Source organism: Pseudophaeobacter leonis (assembly GCF_002087335.1).
Classification (GTDB): Bacteria; Pseudomonadota; Alphaproteobacteria; order Rhodobacterales; family Rhodobacteraceae; genus Pseudophaeobacter; species Pseudophaeobacter leonis.
Window position 1 is genome coordinate 1 of the sequence record NZ_MWVJ01000075.1, and the last position, 16,507, is coordinate 16,507.

Genomic DNA, 16,507 nt, shown 5'->3' on the forward strand with positions numbered 1-16,507 from the left:
CAAGAGTCGCAGTTGAGGGTAGCGCGCGCCACTGTGAGCGATCCAGTCTCATAATCATGATTATGGTAAATTGCTGGGCCCCAGAGTGGCTTTGGTCCGGGCAGTCAGCCTGTCTCAGGCAGCCCACCTCAGTCAGGTCATCTTAAACAGGCCGTCTCAAACAGGCTGCATTAAGCGGGCCGTATACGGCGGAGAGATTGCGTTTCAAACCTCACATGCCGCATCCGACTGTATTCTATACCGCCGCCAGTCCTGCTATGCTTGGCCAAGGCGCCTCAGCGTAGAAAACCTCCGCTGCTTGAGGCGCAAGGGGGATGAATGACACCGTATCAATGGACATGCCTTACAGGCCTTATCGGAACACTGACCTGCCTCTCCCTGCCGCTTGCGGCAATGGCGGCGAGCCGACCGGTGGAGGGCTGTCAAATACTGCGGGACCGCGGCAGCGTGGTCTGTATGGCCAAAGTCTCTTGCGATGCGGCCGCGGCGGCGGTGCGCCGCGTCCGGCCGCTTTTTGCCGAATGTGCAGCAGGTCAGCAGATCCCGCGCCAGACCGTCCTGCAGGCGCTCAGCCAGTTTAAAAGCGATCTCTATTTTCAGTGCTGCATCGGCAATGCGCTGGCGCCCAGCCTGAAGGGCGCGGGTTTTACGGAGTGAGGGGCGCAGGGGCGCAGTTTTTAGCCGCCGCCAGTCCCTTGCTCGCCAGTCCCTTGCTCGCCAGTCCCTGCTCGCTCAAGCCTCACGCCGTCTTGCCTCTCGGCGCGTTAAAGCCCCGAGTAGTGTCGCCCTGCAGGGTCTGGCTCAGAGCGGCGCAGCAGGCGAAAGACCAGCATCAGGATCAGCATCAGAAAGAACAGGCCAAAGACGTCGCCAATCAGATAGGCGACATAGTCTTCAAGGCCGCTACCAAGCGCGTAGTTGGTCAGGGGGGAGGTGAAAAACGAGATCAGCAGCCCCGCGATCATGATGCAGATCCAGCAGGGTTTGCGGCCCGGCGCCGGGCGCAGATCCCAGCCCAGGCGGCGCAGCAGATAAAAACAGGCGGCGGGAACGGTGACGGCAATTGCAATCCCGGCCAGGCGGCTGGGCTCCAGAACGCCTGCGCCGGCAAAATAGACAAAGCCGATGATCACGCCGGGCAACAGCGCCAGCACAGAGCGCCAGCCCAAAAGCCAGGCGGACAGCACCCGCACCCCATGCGGCAGAAACAGCAGGCTGGCCCGGCTGGAAAACTCAGGGAAGAATAGAGCCTGCACCGGCATGAGGATTTCGTAGGTGACAAGAAAGGCCGCCAGATAGGCCAGAGAAACCACGCCGATTTCCGGCATCAATGTGCGTAGGGTCACGACTGGCCCCGCCCATCAGGCCACCCATCAGGCGGGGGCCTCAATTTATCTGGGTGTCTTAACAATGTAATACCCACGCGAGGACTCTTTACAGGGCTCCAGATAGCCTTTGCCGAGCAGCGATTTGAGGCCGCGAAAGAAGGTCGGACGCGACACCTGGGCCAGCAGCCTGTGCTCCTGCAGGGTCGTGGTCTTGACCGCACCGGTGCCTGTGCCCGCGCCTGTGCTGGTGGCGTGGTCACTGGCCGCATAATAAATGTCGCGCTCCACCGAAGAGAGATTCTGCAGCCCCATGGACTGCTCCATGTCCAGGAGCAGCTTGCGCAACTCCGTCAGTTTTGAAATTTCAGACATTATCTTTTCTAATATTGCTGTTTTTTTCTACTTTGCTGAGCTTTGTGCAAAAGTAAACGGGCACCTCAAAATAAACGGGCGCCCCAGAAAGAGTATCATATTGACACTTTACCGTGATCGCCTAATCTTGGAGTCAGTCCGGCAGCTTTTGACCGTGAGTGGTGGCCGTCGACAAGCACTTTAACACCAATACCTTTTGTTTGCTGGCGCGGACCCTCCGGGGATCCGCGTCAGTCGCGCTGCAGCATTGGGATTTTACACGTCTTGCCAGTTTGGATTAGGCCAGTTTGGATTAGGCCAGTCCGGATTAGGCCAGTCTGGATTGAACCAGCCCGGATTAGGCAGCCCCTATTAGACCAGTTCCGATTAGACCAGTCCCCATTAGACCGGGCAGCCCAGGCGCTGTGCCGATCTCAGGACTGCAGGCGCAGATGTGTATTAAGAGCGGGAAACAGGCGGGCTGTCGCCGCGGCGTTCCGCCAGAGGCGGGCCATCAAAATATCCCTGCAGGTAATCCACTTTGCAGGCCTTGAGCAGCTGGCCATGCCCATCGGTCTCGGCCCCCTCGCCGGTGACCTGCCTCCCCAGAGCATGGCCCAGATCGGCGATGGCTCCGACGATGGCGCGGGTTTCCGCAGATTCCGGCAGCTTGGACACAAAGGCGGCATCGACCTTGATCTTGTCCACCGGGAATTTCTGCAGGTAGCTGAGCGAGGAATACCCCATGCCAAAATCATCCAGCGCCACGGTGATACCCAGTTCCTGCAGCGCCTGAATTTCGCGCAGGGCAGACTGGCCGCTGGCCAGAACCACGGTCTCGGTGATCTCTGCCTCCACCGCCGAGGCCGGGCAATTGGCCTCATAGAGGCAGTCATTGACAAATTCATTCACCCGGGCGCCAAACAGTTTGGGCGAGAGATTGACCGCCACCCGGCCCTGAAAGCCCAGATCGTGCCATTTGGCCGCGGTGCGAAAGGCCTGCGTCATTATCTGATAGGTCAGCTCACGGATCAGCCCGCTGTCCTCGGCGATCGGGATGAATTCCGCCGGGGAAATGGTGCCCAGCTGGCGATGATGCCACCGCGCCAGCGTCTCGAACCCGATGATCTCGCCGTTTTTGAGGTCGGTCTGGACCTGATAGACCGGCTGAATGTCGCCCTGAGACAGCGCCTGGCGCAGCTCGCTTTCCAACAGGGCTTTGCGTTTGATTTCTGTTTCCAGATCCTCATGGAAGACCTCAACCAGGCCCCGGCCGCCGCGCTTGGCTTCATAAAGCGCCAGATCGGCGCGCCGGATGCCTTCCGAGGGTTTCGCCTGCGGCCCGGAAAGCGTGGCGATGCCGGCACTCATGCCGGTATGCAGCACCTGGCCGTTGACCTGTTGTGGCTGCGCCATCTCACTGACCAGACGATTGGCAATATGGCTGAGCCGTTCCAGACTGCTGGCGCCCTTGACCAGAATGGCAAATTCATCGCCCCCCAGACGAGAGGCCTGCACATCTGTATTGGCGCAGGTTTCAAATTTTTGCGCAACCACCTGCAAAAGGGCGTCCCCGATGGGATGGCCCAGGGTGTCATTGATCTGTTTGAAATGGTCCAGATCTGCCAGCAGGATCGAGACCTGATCCCCCTCCTGCTGCAGCCATTTGGACAGGGTCTGTTCCATCAGGCGGCGGTTGGGCAGCCCGGTGAGACTGTCGTGCTCGGCGAGAAAGCGCACCCGTTCGGCCTGGCGCGCCTGATCAGAATGATCCGAGGCCAGCAGCATGCTGCCAAGATAGAGCCCGCGCTCATCCCGGATTGGCCCGCCGCGCACCAAAAGATTGAGCAGCTCTCCCGTCAGGCTGTGGTCTGTGGTTGCCTCAAAGGAAAAGTTCTCGTTTTGCCGGATATGGCCTTCTGCACGCTGCGCCAGATCTGGCGGCAGCCAGGAGCGAAAATTCAGCTGTCGTCCGATCTGGGTGTCGCCAAAGAACACCTCGCCATTGGGGTTGCACAGCACCACATCGCCGACCTCGTCGACCAAAAGCACCCCATCGCGGGTGGATTGCAGCGCCCGTATAATGCGTTTGTGCTCGCGCCGGGTGCTTTCATCGCTTTGTGCCCGCAGCTCGGCCACCTCGGCTCTGTGTTCGCGCAGCTGGTACAGCGCCCGGGCCATCAGGCCAATTTCGTCTCTGCGGTTCTGGCCGGGAATTTCGGTGTCAAAGGGCCCCTCTTTATTATAATTGGCCCTGCGCATCTCAACCAGGGCCTGGGTGAGCGCGACCATTGGCTGCGACAGGCGCGCCAGCACCAGATAGACCACCACGCCAAGCACGACCAGCACCATAAGCGATATCTTCAAATGCTCAATGATGGCAGCGCGCATCTGCTCAGCAATGGCCGAGACCGGCAGGGCAATTTCCAGACGCCCCAGAACATGCTCCTGATCTCCAACCTTATAGAGGATGCTTTGACTGGAGCGCAGATCCTCCGGCGCGGGGCTGTAGCCTGCCTCCTGATGCGCAAAGATCTGGGCGCCGTGTTTGTCGAAGATCTGCACCTGCGTGGTGCGCCCTTCACTGATAATGCTCTGGATAATACTCTGGACCTGGCCGGTGTCATAGTCCCACATGGGGCGCGCCAGGGCCTCGCTGGCAAACCGCAGCACGACGTCACGTTCTGCCCCCAGGGCATGCAGGAACAACTCTTTGTGGTCCACCACCTCATGGATCATGCTGAAACACTGGATGAAAAAAACCGTGATCATGCCCAGCATCAGCCGGGTGCGAAACGGCATATTGTTGAGGGCCTTCATGGTGTCGCCTCCACCTGCCTGTAGCTGGCCAGAATATCGTGGTAGCGCCCCGACTGCTGCAGCTGCACCAGCCCCGCGTTGAACTGCCTGGCATAGAGCCGGGAGCTCTCCAGAGCGGGGGAGAATCCGATGTGTAGCGCGTCGACCTCACCGTATGGCAGGATCTCGATCTGATCGGACAGCCCCAGACGGCGGGCGGTATAGATCAGCACCGAACGTTCCTCCAGCACCAGATCAATGCGACGGCTCATAAGCTTTCGCAGATTGCGGCCTGCCCCGTCCTCACCGCTGAGCAGTTGCACCCGGGTGGGGTCGGCCTTGTGGCGGGCCATATACTGCGCCAGACTGGGGGCGTGCCGGTAATCCTGGACAGCGCCAAGCTGCAGCCCCTCCAGATCCTGTGGACCGGTGACAGGGCGGGTTTCACCGCTGCGAAACGCCAGGCTTTCCTGATGCAGGATCATCGGCGCGCTGAAGATCAGGCTGTTGATTTTATAGAGGTCGGGGCCGATGATGCCATTGACCGCTCCGGTCTGGACCTGGGCCAGACTGCGCGACCAGCTGAGATTGGCATAGCGCACCTCGTGGCCAAAAAGAGCCAGCGCTTCGCGGGCGAGCTCTACCAGCAGGCCGGGACGCGGGCTGTCAGGGCTACAGCTGAAGGGGCACCAGTGGCTGGCACGCAACTCGATGACATCGGCGCGGGCGGGCTGGCTGCCTGCCAGGAGCACAAACCCCAAGAGTCCCACGCCTGCCGAACCCCAAAGGATCACGGACAGGGCTGGCAGTGCAGCTGTCAGAAAGCGGATAACCCACATGGTACACGACCCTTTGTCTCAACGCGTGGGCTGACTGTGACAAAATATCGTTAAATGAACGTATGACTGATTTGGACATATTGCCCCGACAGCCACCGCCACCGGCGCTGAGAGCGAACAAATTAACTCAAAACTCAGGGGTGGTCTTTTTTGTCGATCGGTGCTGTGTCGATCCGGGTTTTGTCAATCCGGGCTGGCTTTTGTCGGGTTTTGCTGATCTGAGTGTGACACGACCCTGTAAATGGCTGTGTAAAAGACGGCCTCCGGGCCCTCCCACTGTACCGCCTGGTGCAGACCTGCGCGCCAAGGCGGGCAGAGATGGCTCTATACATGACGGAATGAATGGCCTATACGCGGCCAATTGCTGCCGGGGCTCTGCCCTTTGTGCGGCAGCCTTGGTTCGGCCTCAGCCCCAATAGAAAAGCAGATCATCTCTTGAAACAGACATTGGCTCTGGCGCTTGAGCGCCGTGGATATACTTCTTTGACCCCCGTTCAGGAGGCGGTCTCCGACCCTGCCCTGTCCGGTGTTGACCTTTTGGTCTCAGCCCAGACAGGATCGGGCAAAACCGTGGGCTTTGGCCTGGCGATTGCCGACACCCTGCTGGGTGAGGACGAGAAATTCTCCTCCGCCGCAACCCCGCTGGCCCTGGTGATTGCGCCGACGCGTGAGCTTGCGATGCAGGTAAAGCGTGAACTGGCCTGGCTTTATGGCGAAGCCGGTGCGGTGATGGCCTCTTGTGTTGGCGGCATGGACATGCGCGACGAGCGCCGGGCGCTGGACCGCGGTGCCCATATCGTGGTGGCAACACCTGGCCGTCTGCGCGACCACATCATGCGCGGCTCTATCGATCTGTCCGACCTGCGCGCCGTGGTGCTGGACGAAGCCGATGAGATGCTGGACCTGGGTTTCCGTGAGGATCTCGAGTTCATCCTGGGCGAATCGCCCGACGAGCGCCAGACGCTGCTGTTTTCTGCCACCGTGCCGCCCGCATTGCCGGTCTCGCCAAAAGCTATCAGCGCGATGCCAACCGAATCTCGACCGTGGCCGAGAAATCGCAGCACAGCGATATCGAATACCAGGCCATGTCCGTGGCCGCGCGCGACGATGAAAACGCCATCATCAACGTGCTGCGCTATTTTGAATCGCCCAATGCGATCGTGTTCTGTAACACCCGCCCCATGGTCACCCGGCTGCTGAGCCGCCTGTCCAACCGGGGCTTCTCTGTGGTGGCCCTGTCGGGTGAGCTGTCGCAGGCCGAGCGCTCACACGCGCTGCAGGCGATGCGCGACGGGCGCGCCCGCGTCTGCGTGGCGACGGACGTGGCGGCGCGCGGTATTGACCTGCCGAACCTCGATCTGGTGATCCATGCCGAGCTGCCAAACAGTCATGAGACCCTGCTGCACCGCTCGGGCCGGACTGGCCGGGCTGGCCGCAAAGGCGTCAGCGCGCTGATCGTGCCACCAAAATCCCTGCGCAAAGCCGAGCGTCTTTTGAAGATGGCCAAGCTGCAGGCGACCTGGGACAGCGCCCCCTCGGCGGACGCGATCAAGGCCCGTGACGGCGAGCGTATGCTCACCGATCCTGCCTGGGCTGAGACTCCTGCCGCCAGCGACGAGGCGATGATCGCCAAGCTGGCCGAGGAATTCTCGCCCCAGCAGCTGGCCGCCGCCTATCTGCGCCTGTGGAATGCCGGCCGCTCTGCTCCCGAAGAGCTCTCGGCTGCCAATGCCAAGCCCGAGCCGCGCGCGCCCTTTGGCCCCAGCGTCTGGTTCTCGCTGGACACCGGCCGTGACAAGGGCGCCGACCCGCGCCGCCTGCTGCCCATGCTGTGACGCGCCGGCGACATCACCAAAAACGACATTGGTGCGATCCGCATTCAGCAAAACGAGAGCTATGCCGAGATCAGCGTCAAGCAGCTCGACGGTTTCCTGAAATCCATCGGCGAGGCGATGGCGCGGGATGATGGCACCAAACTGACCCGCCTGGACACGCCCCCCAACCTGCCCGCAGGCCGGCCTGCGGGTGGCCCGCGCAAATCCGGTGGCTATGAGGGCAAACGCCCGCAGCGCGGATCGGATGGCCCCCGCGAGGGCGGCTATAAAGGCTCCCGCGACAGTGGTCCCCGAGATGGCGGCCCCAGAGATGGTGGCGGCTACAAGGACAAGAAACCCTATGGCGGTGACAAGCCCCGTGGCGAAAAGTCCGGCGGCGATCGTTTTGAACGTCCCGAGCGCAAAGAGCGCTCTGAGCGCCCGCGTCACAAGCCCGAGTCGCCGCGCGAGCCCAATGCGGTGGTGACGCCAATGACGCCGCGCAGCAAGCCGACGGCAAAATCAGATGGCAAACCCGGCCCCCCCGCCGGGGCGTCTGATCCCGGCAAGAGCTGGCGCAAAGAGGGCGGCAAGCCCGCAGGTAAACCCTCTGGCAAACGGGCTGGCAAACCGACTGGCAAGCCGGCCGGAAAATTCGCAGGCAAGCCCGGCGATGAGCGTGGCGGCAAGGGCGCGCCTCCGCCAAAGGGCAAAGCCAACAGCAAAAAGAACAAGGCCCGCGCCGCTGCGGCAAAAGCCGGCAAAGGCGGCGCTGCCAAGCCGCGCCGTCCCTAGAGGTAAAAACGGCTCTAAAGCAGAATATATTCCCGCTTTGAAGCTGGGCTAGGTTTAAAAAAGGCCGCTGGCAGATCCCTCCGCCAGCGGCCCTTTATTGGGATTTTTGCAGTTATGCGGGCAATGCAGCTATCCAGCGCTAGCCTTCCAGCGCCGTGATCATGTCCACCCGTGTCGCGTGGCGGCCGCCCTCGAATTGCGCGGCAAGGAAAGCATCCACGATATCAAGCGCCAGGCCTTCGTCCAGCACACGCACCCCAAGTGAGAGCATATTGGCATCGTTGTGTTCCCGGATCATGCGGGCTGAAAATGTGTCGGAGCAGACGCCGCAACGGATGCCCTTTACCTTGTTCGCGGCCATCATGATGCCCTGACCGGTGCCACACAGGATGTTGCCACGACGGCAATCGCCAGAGGCGACGAGCCGTGCTGCCGCTTCGCCGTGCTTGGGGTAATGCGTGCTCTCGGTCGTGGGCGGGCCGATATCGACGGCCTCCCAGCCAAGCGCTGCAATATGTTTGGCAATGGCCTGACGCAGGTCAATGGCGGCATGGTCACTGGAAAGCGCGATGCGGAGGCTGGTTGTCATGGGAACGTCGTCCTGTTTTGCAAGGGAATATACAAGGGAATATATCTGTTGAACTCAGGGCAGCCATCGCCTGGTGTGCCGGCTGCCCGTGTTGGGATGCTAGTGCTGTGCCACAAGGGCAAGGCCGTGCCAGCCTGCCCCGCCGCGGTCAGCGGGCGGCGGCTTCGACGGCGGCGGCGACCTCGGCCACGGTGGCGTTCAGCAGGGATTCATCCTCGCATTCGGCCATCACCCGGATCAAAGGCTCGGTGCCGGATTTGCGAATGAGCAGACGGCCTTTGCCCTCTAATGCGGCCTCAGCGTCGCGAATGGCGGCCTGTACCGATGCCACTTCAAGCGGGGTCTGCCCGGCCGCAAAGCGCACGTTTTGCAACAGCTGCGGCACCGCCTCGAACTGGTGCAGCAGCGCCGAGGCGGGTTGCCCCGTTTCCACCATAGCCGCCAGCATATGCAGCCCTGCCATCAGCCCGTCGCCGGTGGTGGCATAGTCGCTCATCACGATATGGCCGGATTGCTCGCCGCCCAGGTTAAAGCCATCCTGGCCCCTTTTCTCCCACCACGTAGCGGTCGCCAACAGAGGTGCGTTCCAGCCGCAGCCCCTGCCCCTGCAGATACCGTTCCAGCCCGAGGTTCGACATCACGGTGGCGACCAGAGTATCGCCGGCCAGCAGACCCGCCTTGGCCCAGCGGCTTGCCAGCAGCGCCATCAGCTGGTCGCCATCGGCCACGCAACCGGTCTCGTCGATCATGATGCCCCGGTCGGCATCGCCTCCCAGGCAGATCCCCACATCCGCCCCATGCGCCACCACGGCGGCGGCGGCGGCTTCGGGCTGGGTCGAGCCACAACCGCGGTTGATGTTCGTGCCATCCGGGGCCACCCCCAGCGGCACCACATCGGCGCCCAGCTCCCACAGCACCTCGGGGGCGGTGCGGTGTGCGGCGCCATTGGCGCAGTCCACCACCACCTTTAGCCCATCCAGGCGAATATCGCGGGGCAGCGACGATTTAACCCTTTCACTGTAGCGAAAGCGCGCATCATCAATGCGTTTGGCGCGACCGATGTTTGACGCCTGGGCCGGCGCGACCCCGGCCTCTATCAGCGCTTCGATCTCCAGTTCCGCCTGGTCCGACAGCTTAAAGCCATCGGGGCCGAAGAATTTAATGCCATTGTCCTCGGCCGGGTTGTGACTGGCCGAAATCATCACGCCCAGATCCGCCCGCATAGAGCGCGTCATCAGCCCCACGGCCGGGGTTGGCACCGGTCCGAGCAGAAGCACATTCATCCCCGTTGAGGTGAGGCCGGCGGTGAGCGCGCTTTCAAACATATAGCCAGACAGCCGGGTATCCTTGCCAATGACCACCCGGTGCACGCCACCGGCCTCGCGGCGCAAAATAGCGCCCCACGGCGGCGCCAATGCGCAGTGCCATATCAGCGGTCATGGGGTGAATATTGGCGGTGCCCCGCACCCCATCGGTGCCAAAGAATTTGCGCATGTCTTTTGTCCCATCACATGCCCTGACAACCAGAGCTGCGGCGCCAACCGCAGACCAGCCGCCTCGGGGCCATCGTCCATTTGTGAAGACCATAAAGCAGGGCGCAGGCGGCTATAAGCCCGAATTGCAGCCAAAGACCCCGGCCGACAGAATTCCGCCTGAGGAGAGCAACCTGAGGAAATTATTCGGCGCAAAAAGAAACGGGCCAAAAGGCCCGTTTCCAAAACTCAGATCGGCTGCCCGAAAGACGGCCAAAAGGTTCGCAGCACTTAGTTGGTTGTTGTGGTTGTTGTGGTGGTGCCGGTGGCATCATCATCATTGCCTGCAATGGCAAGGATAGCGGCCAGCCCCAGAACACCAGCAGCAGCGGTACCAGCGGTGATCCAACCCAGAACGGTTGTCTTGGCAGTTGTTGTGGTGGTGGTTGCAGTGGCCACAGGAGCGGCCTGTGCAGACACAACAGTTGCGCTGGAGGCAACGATGAGGAAAGCGGCAAAGATCTGTTTCATAATCCAAACTCCTTTGGAAATTCTATTTGATTGAACCTTAGGCGAGGTCCGTAGGTATTTCAACGAAAGGAATAGGCTGAAAACAGTTGATAAGTGGTTTTTTCTGCGAGATGTGACTAAAAGGCTCAACTTGCCAGGTCACGAATGCGCAAATATCCGATTCCCGGCCCGGCCCACTGGCGTGATTGCCAGAGTATGGCGTCGCGGGAATCAATCCAGTAGTCATTCACCACCACACCTTTTGCCCCAATCCCTTCGCCGCCTTCGCAGTGTTCCTGCAGATGGCGGGTGGCATAACGGATCCCGATGATTTCGATTGTTTCAGCCCCAAGATCGGTGACACTGCAGACCATATTGAGCTGAAAAGCCTGATTGTCCCCGCCGCGCAGACTGTAGCTGCGGCCGCCACCGCGCGCCGGTCCTGGCTGATCTGCAACCGCAGGCACCTCGGCCGACAGCAGATCATCACCCAGACCATGGGTGGTCATCAGCATGCCGTTGCGAAAGGCCAGCGTCGCGTTGTCGCTGGAGCGCCAGATAGCGATTTCGCCCGGCAGATCATCTCTGCGGGTCAGGTGCAGCCCCATATAGCCCGTGAGCGCCTCACGTTCGACCAGAACCTCGATATGCGGCTGGTCCAGTTGTTCAAGCAGAGCCCGGGTCACCACAAGCGGCTCCGGCTTGGGTTTACGCCACTGGCTGATCCTGGCGCCAATGACCTTGGCCAGTTCCACGTCTGCGGTGGAACTGGCCGGGCCTGTGCTGCAGGCCGCCAGCGCCATAAGCGCAAGCAGGAGGCCCGCACGGGTGGCGGCCTTTCCAACACCGAGATATCATTCCCAGAACCTCGCACGTTGATTGTTCAGACTGGCCTGATGGGCATCGCGGATCGAGCCATAGAGCCGTCCCGGCACCCCGGCCTTCTGACCGCCATCGCGCTGGGTCGGGCGGATGGTCAGACCATAGCCACGGCGGCTGGGTTTCCCCAGAATCCTGCCCGGCGGCATGCGAAAGTGAAAGCCCTTGTCAAACGAGCCCTCGCCAAAATCTTCCGCCGAGACATCGGTCAGCGTAAAGAAGGCCCCCACCAGCCAGCCATTGTTGAAATGCCGGTCCAGGCTGAAGGTGCCGCCATAATCACCGGCCAGATAGCGCCCGGCGTCCAGCCGCAACAGGTAGTTGTTACCCAGCTCGGAAGAAAGCGAAGCATGCCCGGTGAAGGTTTTGTAATCCAGGAAGGAGAACCGCTGGTCGTAGTCGCGCTGAATGACGTAGTTGGCCTCAACCCCCAGCGCCAGAGGGCTGTTGACCGGCTTCCACAGCACCTCGCCGGAGATGCCGCCGAACATGGTTTCAAACAGGCCAAAGGTGGCGCAGGGCATATTTATTGCTTGCCGGTTTCCAGTTGCGCGCCACAAACAGATTTTCCAGCGTGGTGCCGTATTGCGCATATTTGGCGATATCGGTGCGCACATGCGGCAGCACCGAGTTCGAGTCCCGCCCGTTCTTGATATTGCCGGCCAGACGCTGCCGCAGCGCCCCGGCGATGATCCAGCCCGGCGCCGGAGCGTAGCTGGCCATCAGATCGACCCCCACATCCAGCCGGAAAGGGCGCGCAGGGTCAAAATACGACGGGTTGGTATAGTGGCCAAAACTGGCGGAAAACGCAGGATACAGCTCTGTCGATTGCAAAGCTGTCTCAGAAACCGGCCCGGCACTGCTGACCCCCACCACGGTCTGGAGCGCATCCGAGGCCAGTGGGTCAAATTCCAGAGCTTCCAGATCCGAGCGCCGCATCTCCAGGGTCGACAGGCCAACGCCATTGCTCACGGTGGTGATATGGAAGGTCTCGACCGAGGCCGGCAGGGTCGCCGTCAGGATCCGGGCGACGCGGCCAGCCGCCTGGGCCGCCGAGCGGAAGCGCGGATTGCGAAAGCGGATTTCGACTGCGGTGCCTTTGAAGTCGATCGCTTCCAGGATCAGGTCATCCTGTTTCAGCGCCTCGGCCGTTTGGTCGCGAAACACGGTTGTCTGTGCGGTGCTCTCGGACCAGTCCTGGTTCCAGTCCACCTCTTTCACAGCCCATTGCCTGCGGGGAATGACCGGATGCGGCGCGGGCACCCCCATGGGGGTGAGCGGATGATGCGGGTTCAGCTGGAACTGGGCGGTAATGCCAATTTCCGAGCCGTAAAGGTAGTAGAGACCAAACCGCGCCCGGTCGCTGTGCTGATATTCCACCCCAAAGTTAAACGGTGAGTTGCGTTCAAACACATTCGAGACCTCGGTCTCGGTGACATAGGCATCCGAGGAATATTCCGCCTTCAGGCTCCATTGCTCATTGGGTTGCCACTCGATGCCGCCGAAGGGGGCAAAGTCGCCCCGGAACCCCTGATCATAGGACAGCTCGCCACCGGTGCCGCCGCCGACAAACGAAGGCCGCTTGCCGCCGATATTGCCAATGGCGCCATAAGAGCCGAGCCGCCCCCAGCCCAGACCGGCAGAGACCTTCAGACGCCCCGGGCTGCCGCCACGCGACAAGGCAGGCGTCTGAAACCGCTTGGTGGCGACAAAATACTCTGCCGCATAGACCCCGGTGCCGGCAAAATCCTGCAGGCCCATGGTGACCTCCGGCAGCCAGCGCCGCTCTTTCCACAGGCGGGCCCGGACGTCAAAGCCCCGGTCGTAATAAGTGGAAAAGCCAAACAGATTGAGGTCGCGAATGCCGGTGTAACGAAAGGAGGGCGTCAGCCAGGGCAGCGCCTGAAAGGTCAGATTATAGCGGCTCTGGCCGCCAAACCACGACACGGATGTCACATATTGCCCATCCGGCAGCATCTCGGGTGTGGGCGTATCGACCACACCCGGCACCCCGTAAAAGTTCAGCGACGGCGGTGGCAGCGGTTTAAACCGCGGTGCTGCGGCATCGCTGACGGGGTCTGGATCCGGCTCGGCCTGAGTGACCTCTGGTCCCCAGGCCTGCACCGGCGCTGCCGTAAGGGTCAGCAGGGCTGCGACCAAGCTTAAAACGACCGGTTTCAAGACCATCTGGAACCTGTGCGAAAAAATGCTGATCACGGGAGAGGAGCTGCCTTATGCCAGTCGGGTTTTACAAAATGCTGTGCCGGTTAGAGCATGATTGCTCTGCAGGGATCAACGCAGGGACTGCATCGCCTGCGGGAAAATCAGGATGACTTACGGTCTGTGACCTCGGGGCCATAACCCTCGACCCAGCGTTGCAAGAACCAGCCGCGCCGCCGCCTCGTCGCCCGCGGCCACCGCCTGGCGCAGCCCGCGCATAAAGGCCGCCACTTTGATCTCCGACAACACGGTTTCGCGGGCACAAAAGATCTTTTGATGCCGGGTGGTGATCAGCTCATCGGTGAGGGTCAGCTCTTCTTCCATCTTTTCACCGGGGCGCAGGCCGATAATGTCGATGGCAATGTCGCCGTCAGGATTATCATCGGCCCGGACATGGTAGCCGGCGCTCTCGATCACCTGGCGGGCCAGTTGCACAATCGGCACCGGCTCGCCCATCTCCAACACAAAGCCTCCCCCCCGCGCGCCTCGGCACCAGCCTGCAACACCAGGTGCACCGCCTCGGAGATGGTCATGAAATAGCGTTTCACCCGCACATCGGTGACCGTGACCGGGCCACCCCGGCTGATCTGATCCTGAAACAGCGGCACCACAGAGCCAGACGAGCCCAGAACATTGCCAAAGCGCACCATGGTAAAGATCGTCTGGCCGCTGCGGCTGGCCAGATCCTGCAGCAGCAGTTCCGCCATCCGTTTGGAAGCCCCCATCACATTGGTCGGGCGCACCGCCTTATCGGACGAAATCAGGATAAAACGTTCGACCCCGGCCTGCAGCGCGGCACTGGCCAGCGTCTGGGTGCCAAAGACATTGTTTGCCAGCCCCGGCAAAGGGTTGGCCTCGACCAGGGGCACGTGTTTATAGGCCGCCGCATGCAGCACCACCTGCACATCATGGGTTTTCAGCACCAGGCGCACCTGACGCGGATCGGTGACCGAGCCCAGCACCGGCACCACCTCGATCGCGGTGCCGGCCGTGAGCTGCATCATCTCCTGATGCACCGTGTACAGCGCCAGTTCGCTCAGCTCAAAAAGCACCAGTTTCTGCGGGAGGCAGGCCAGCACCTGGCGGCACAGCTCAGAGCCGATCGAGCCCCCGGCGCCAGAGACCAGCACCACCCGGCCGGCATAAGAGCCGCTGGCCTCCTGCAGAGGCAGACTGCGGGCGGCCCGGCCCAGAAACTTTTGTGGCGCAACCGGCTTCAGCTTATCCACCAGCGCCTCTTCGCCAATCAGCTGCGCAAAGGAGGGCAGCGCCTGCACCTCCAGCTTCATCTTCTGCAAACGCTGGGTGATCTGCGCCTGCTTTGGCTGGCTCTTGCCTTGGCATCGCCAGCAGCACCCGGTTGATCTTGCGGCTTTCCACCAGTTCCTGAATGCGCGCGGGCGGGAAAACCTGCAGCCCAACCAGGGTCATGCCCTGCAGTGAGCTGTTGTCATCGACAAAGGCAACCGGATCTATCGCCGTCGTGGGATTTCAGGGCCTGCGCCAGCTGGGTGCCGGTGGTGCCCGCACCATAGATCAGCACCCGGCAGCGCGGCAGTGCGCGGCGATAGATCGCCAGCACGAACTGGTGCAGAACGGCGCGGGTGGCCATCATGAAGAGCACATAGCTGGTGGCAAAAACCCCATGGGTTCCCGGGGGCAGGTCCGGCCCAAAAATTTAGGTGAGCACCGCCAGCGTCACCGCCGTCAGCGTCGCGACCGCCGCCGTCAGCAGCACCGCATAGCGCTCATAGGCATTGAGCTGCACCATCGGCAGGCCCAGCCAGGCCGAGGCGGCCCCTGTCACCAACATGACATAGGGCAGCAGGGGCAGCATATCCCCAAGGATCTTGAGCTCGGGTTCCGGCAGCGGTTGCATCACCAGAGTGAACAACAGAGCCATCGGTATCAGAGCCAGATCAATCGCTAAAAAGATGTAGGATTTCTGTTTGCGCGACAAAGCGCTGATCAGATTAAACATCCCTGCCGTTCCCGTCCAATGCGTAGAGCCGCGCCTCTGGCTCATCCGTCTTCGGCATTTGAAAATAATGCCGTCCCGGGCAGCGCCCGCTTTCGGGCGATACACCTAATCTGTTAAATACCCAAGGTTTCAAAAATAAACTTTCATTCGCTTTCGCTTAACTTAGCCTCTTTCCGCGCCAGCACAAAGTCGCAACGCGCCAAAAGCGAAAAGCCGCCACCCTGGGCGCCAAAGCCCTCTCGAAAAGGCCCCAATCCGCAGCATCAGGACAGTCAGGCCGGAGGGGAGCGATGATTTTGGCGTCAAAATGCGAACCACCCCGCAAATCAATGCCCCAGGTGTGCCCGCCAGTGTGCCCACCAATGCCCCTTCAGGGCGAGCCTCAGCCGCGGCGAAAAATATTGCCGATGGTCTGAAACACCAGATCGAAATCATAGCACATGTTACGGCGGCGCTGATAAATCAGGTCCAGCCGCGCCTTGGCCGGGATACAGACCTTTGAATAGGTCGCATCGGTCTCTTCCGAGGGCTCACAGCGTTCCAGCAGGGCCGCCTCATGTTTGTGATAGGTGATCGAGGCCAGTCCCGTATCACGCCGGGCCGAGACTTCAGCACCTCGTTGTAGATCTCCGGATAGGCCTCGACATATTGGCGCAGCGGCGGGGGCGGTCCGACAAAGGACAAATCTCCCTTGAGGATATTCCACAGCTGCGGGAACTCATCCAGACGTTTGCGCCGCAGCCAGGCGCCGGTCTTGGTGATGCGCGCCTGCTTGTCACCGCCAGAGACCCCCTGATCCTGCGCCACCACCCGCATGGTGCGCAGTTTCCACAGGGCAAACCCCTGATCGGGGGCCTTCATGCGCTCGGCCACATAAAAGATCGGGCGGCCCTCTTTCCACAAAAGCCAGCCCAGCAGCAGCAACAGAAC

The 16,507-nt window shown here is 61.3% G+C and carries 10 protein-coding genes and 4 pseudogenes; 2 read left to right on the forward strand and 12 right to left on the reverse strand.

The annotated features are described in order from the left end of the window. Window positions 1-318 precede the first annotated feature (318 nt). Complete coding sequence (locus B4968_RS16405) at window positions 319-657, forward strand: hypothetical protein (protein WP_139792874.1); 339 nt, start codon at window positions 319-321, stop codon at window positions 655-657. Window positions 658-764: 107 nt separating this feature from the next. On the opposite strand, the gene B4968_RS16410 is transcribed toward B4968_RS16405, so the two are convergent. The 4 genes from B4968_RS16410 to B4968_RS16425 form a co-directional block, all read right to left on the reverse strand. Further along, entirely contained in the window at window positions 765-1,346 is a 582-nt protein-coding gene (locus tag B4968_RS16410; RefSeq protein WP_241525808.1) for a hypothetical protein, read from the reverse strand. 45 nt (window positions 1,347-1,391) lie between these two features. Further along, window positions 1,392-1,700, reverse strand: coding sequence for a hypothetical protein (locus B4968_RS16415; protein ID WP_083100528.1), 309 nt, complete (start codon window positions 1,698-1,700; stop codon window positions 1,392-1,394). 438 nt (window positions 1,701-2,138) lie between these two features. Next, window positions 2,139-4,499: a putative bifunctional diguanylate cyclase/phosphodiesterase gene (locus tag B4968_RS16420; RefSeq protein ID WP_083100529.1), complete on the reverse strand. Its 2,361-nt coding sequence runs from the start codon at window positions 4,497-4,499 to the stop codon at window positions 2,139-2,141. Next, a complete protein-coding gene (locus B4968_RS16425) occupies window positions 4,496-5,317 on the reverse strand; it encodes a substrate-binding periplasmic protein (protein WP_083100530.1) in 822 nt (273 codons plus the stop codon). The genes B4968_RS16420 and B4968_RS16425 overlap by 4 nt, the downstream gene beginning before the upstream one ends. A 435-nt stretch (window positions 5,318-5,752) precedes the next feature. Here B4968_RS16425 and B4968_RS16430 point away from each other — a divergent pair. After that, window positions 5,753-7,926: pseudogene (locus B4968_RS16430) on the forward strand (DEAD/DEAH box helicase). A gap of 139 nt (window positions 7,927-8,065) precedes the next feature. Here B4968_RS16430 and rpiB read toward each other — a convergent pair. From rpiB to B4968_RS25340, 8 genes and pseudogenes are all read right to left on the reverse strand, one after another. Further along, entirely contained in the window at window positions 8,066-8,515 is a 450-nt protein-coding gene (gene rpiB / locus B4968_RS16435) for a ribose 5-phosphate isomerase B (protein ID WP_083100531.1), read from the reverse strand. Between the two features lie 148 nt (window positions 8,516-8,663). Continuing rightward, window positions 8,664-10,009, reverse strand: a pseudogene (gene glmM / locus B4968_RS16440) (phosphoglucosamine mutase). 269 nt (window positions 10,010-10,278) lie between these two features. Continuing rightward, window positions 10,279-10,518 carry a hypothetical protein gene (locus B4968_RS16445; protein WP_083100532.1) on the reverse strand — a complete coding sequence of 80 codons (240 nt, stop codon included), beginning with the start codon at window positions 10,516-10,518 and terminating at the stop codon, window positions 10,279-10,281. 125 nt (window positions 10,519-10,643) lie between these two features. Further along, window positions 10,644-11,300 (reverse strand): YjbF family lipoprotein, encoded by a 657-nt coding sequence (locus B4968_RS16450; RefSeq protein WP_083100533.1) that lies wholly within the window; start codon window positions 11,298-11,300, stop codon window positions 10,644-10,646. Between the two features lie 51 nt (window positions 11,301-11,351). After that, window positions 11,352-11,900: a YjbH domain-containing protein gene (locus B4968_RS25335; protein WP_277620960.1), complete on the reverse strand. Its 549-nt coding sequence runs from the start codon at window positions 11,898-11,900 to the stop codon at window positions 11,352-11,354. Next, on the reverse strand, window positions 11,872-13,557 hold the full coding sequence (locus tag B4968_RS16455; RefSeq protein WP_277620961.1) for a YjbH domain-containing protein: 1,686 nt from the start codon (window positions 13,555-13,557) through the stop codon (window positions 11,872-11,874). Before B4968_RS16455 ends, B4968_RS25335 begins: the two co-directional genes overlap by 29 nt. Window positions 13,558-13,700: 143 nt before the next feature. Then, window positions 13,701-15,577, reverse strand: a pseudogene (locus B4968_RS16460) (polysaccharide biosynthesis protein). Window positions 15,578-15,959: 382 nt separating this feature from the next. After that, a pseudogene (locus B4968_RS25340) lies at window positions 15,960-16,507 on the reverse strand (sugar transferase); the annotation flags it as partial.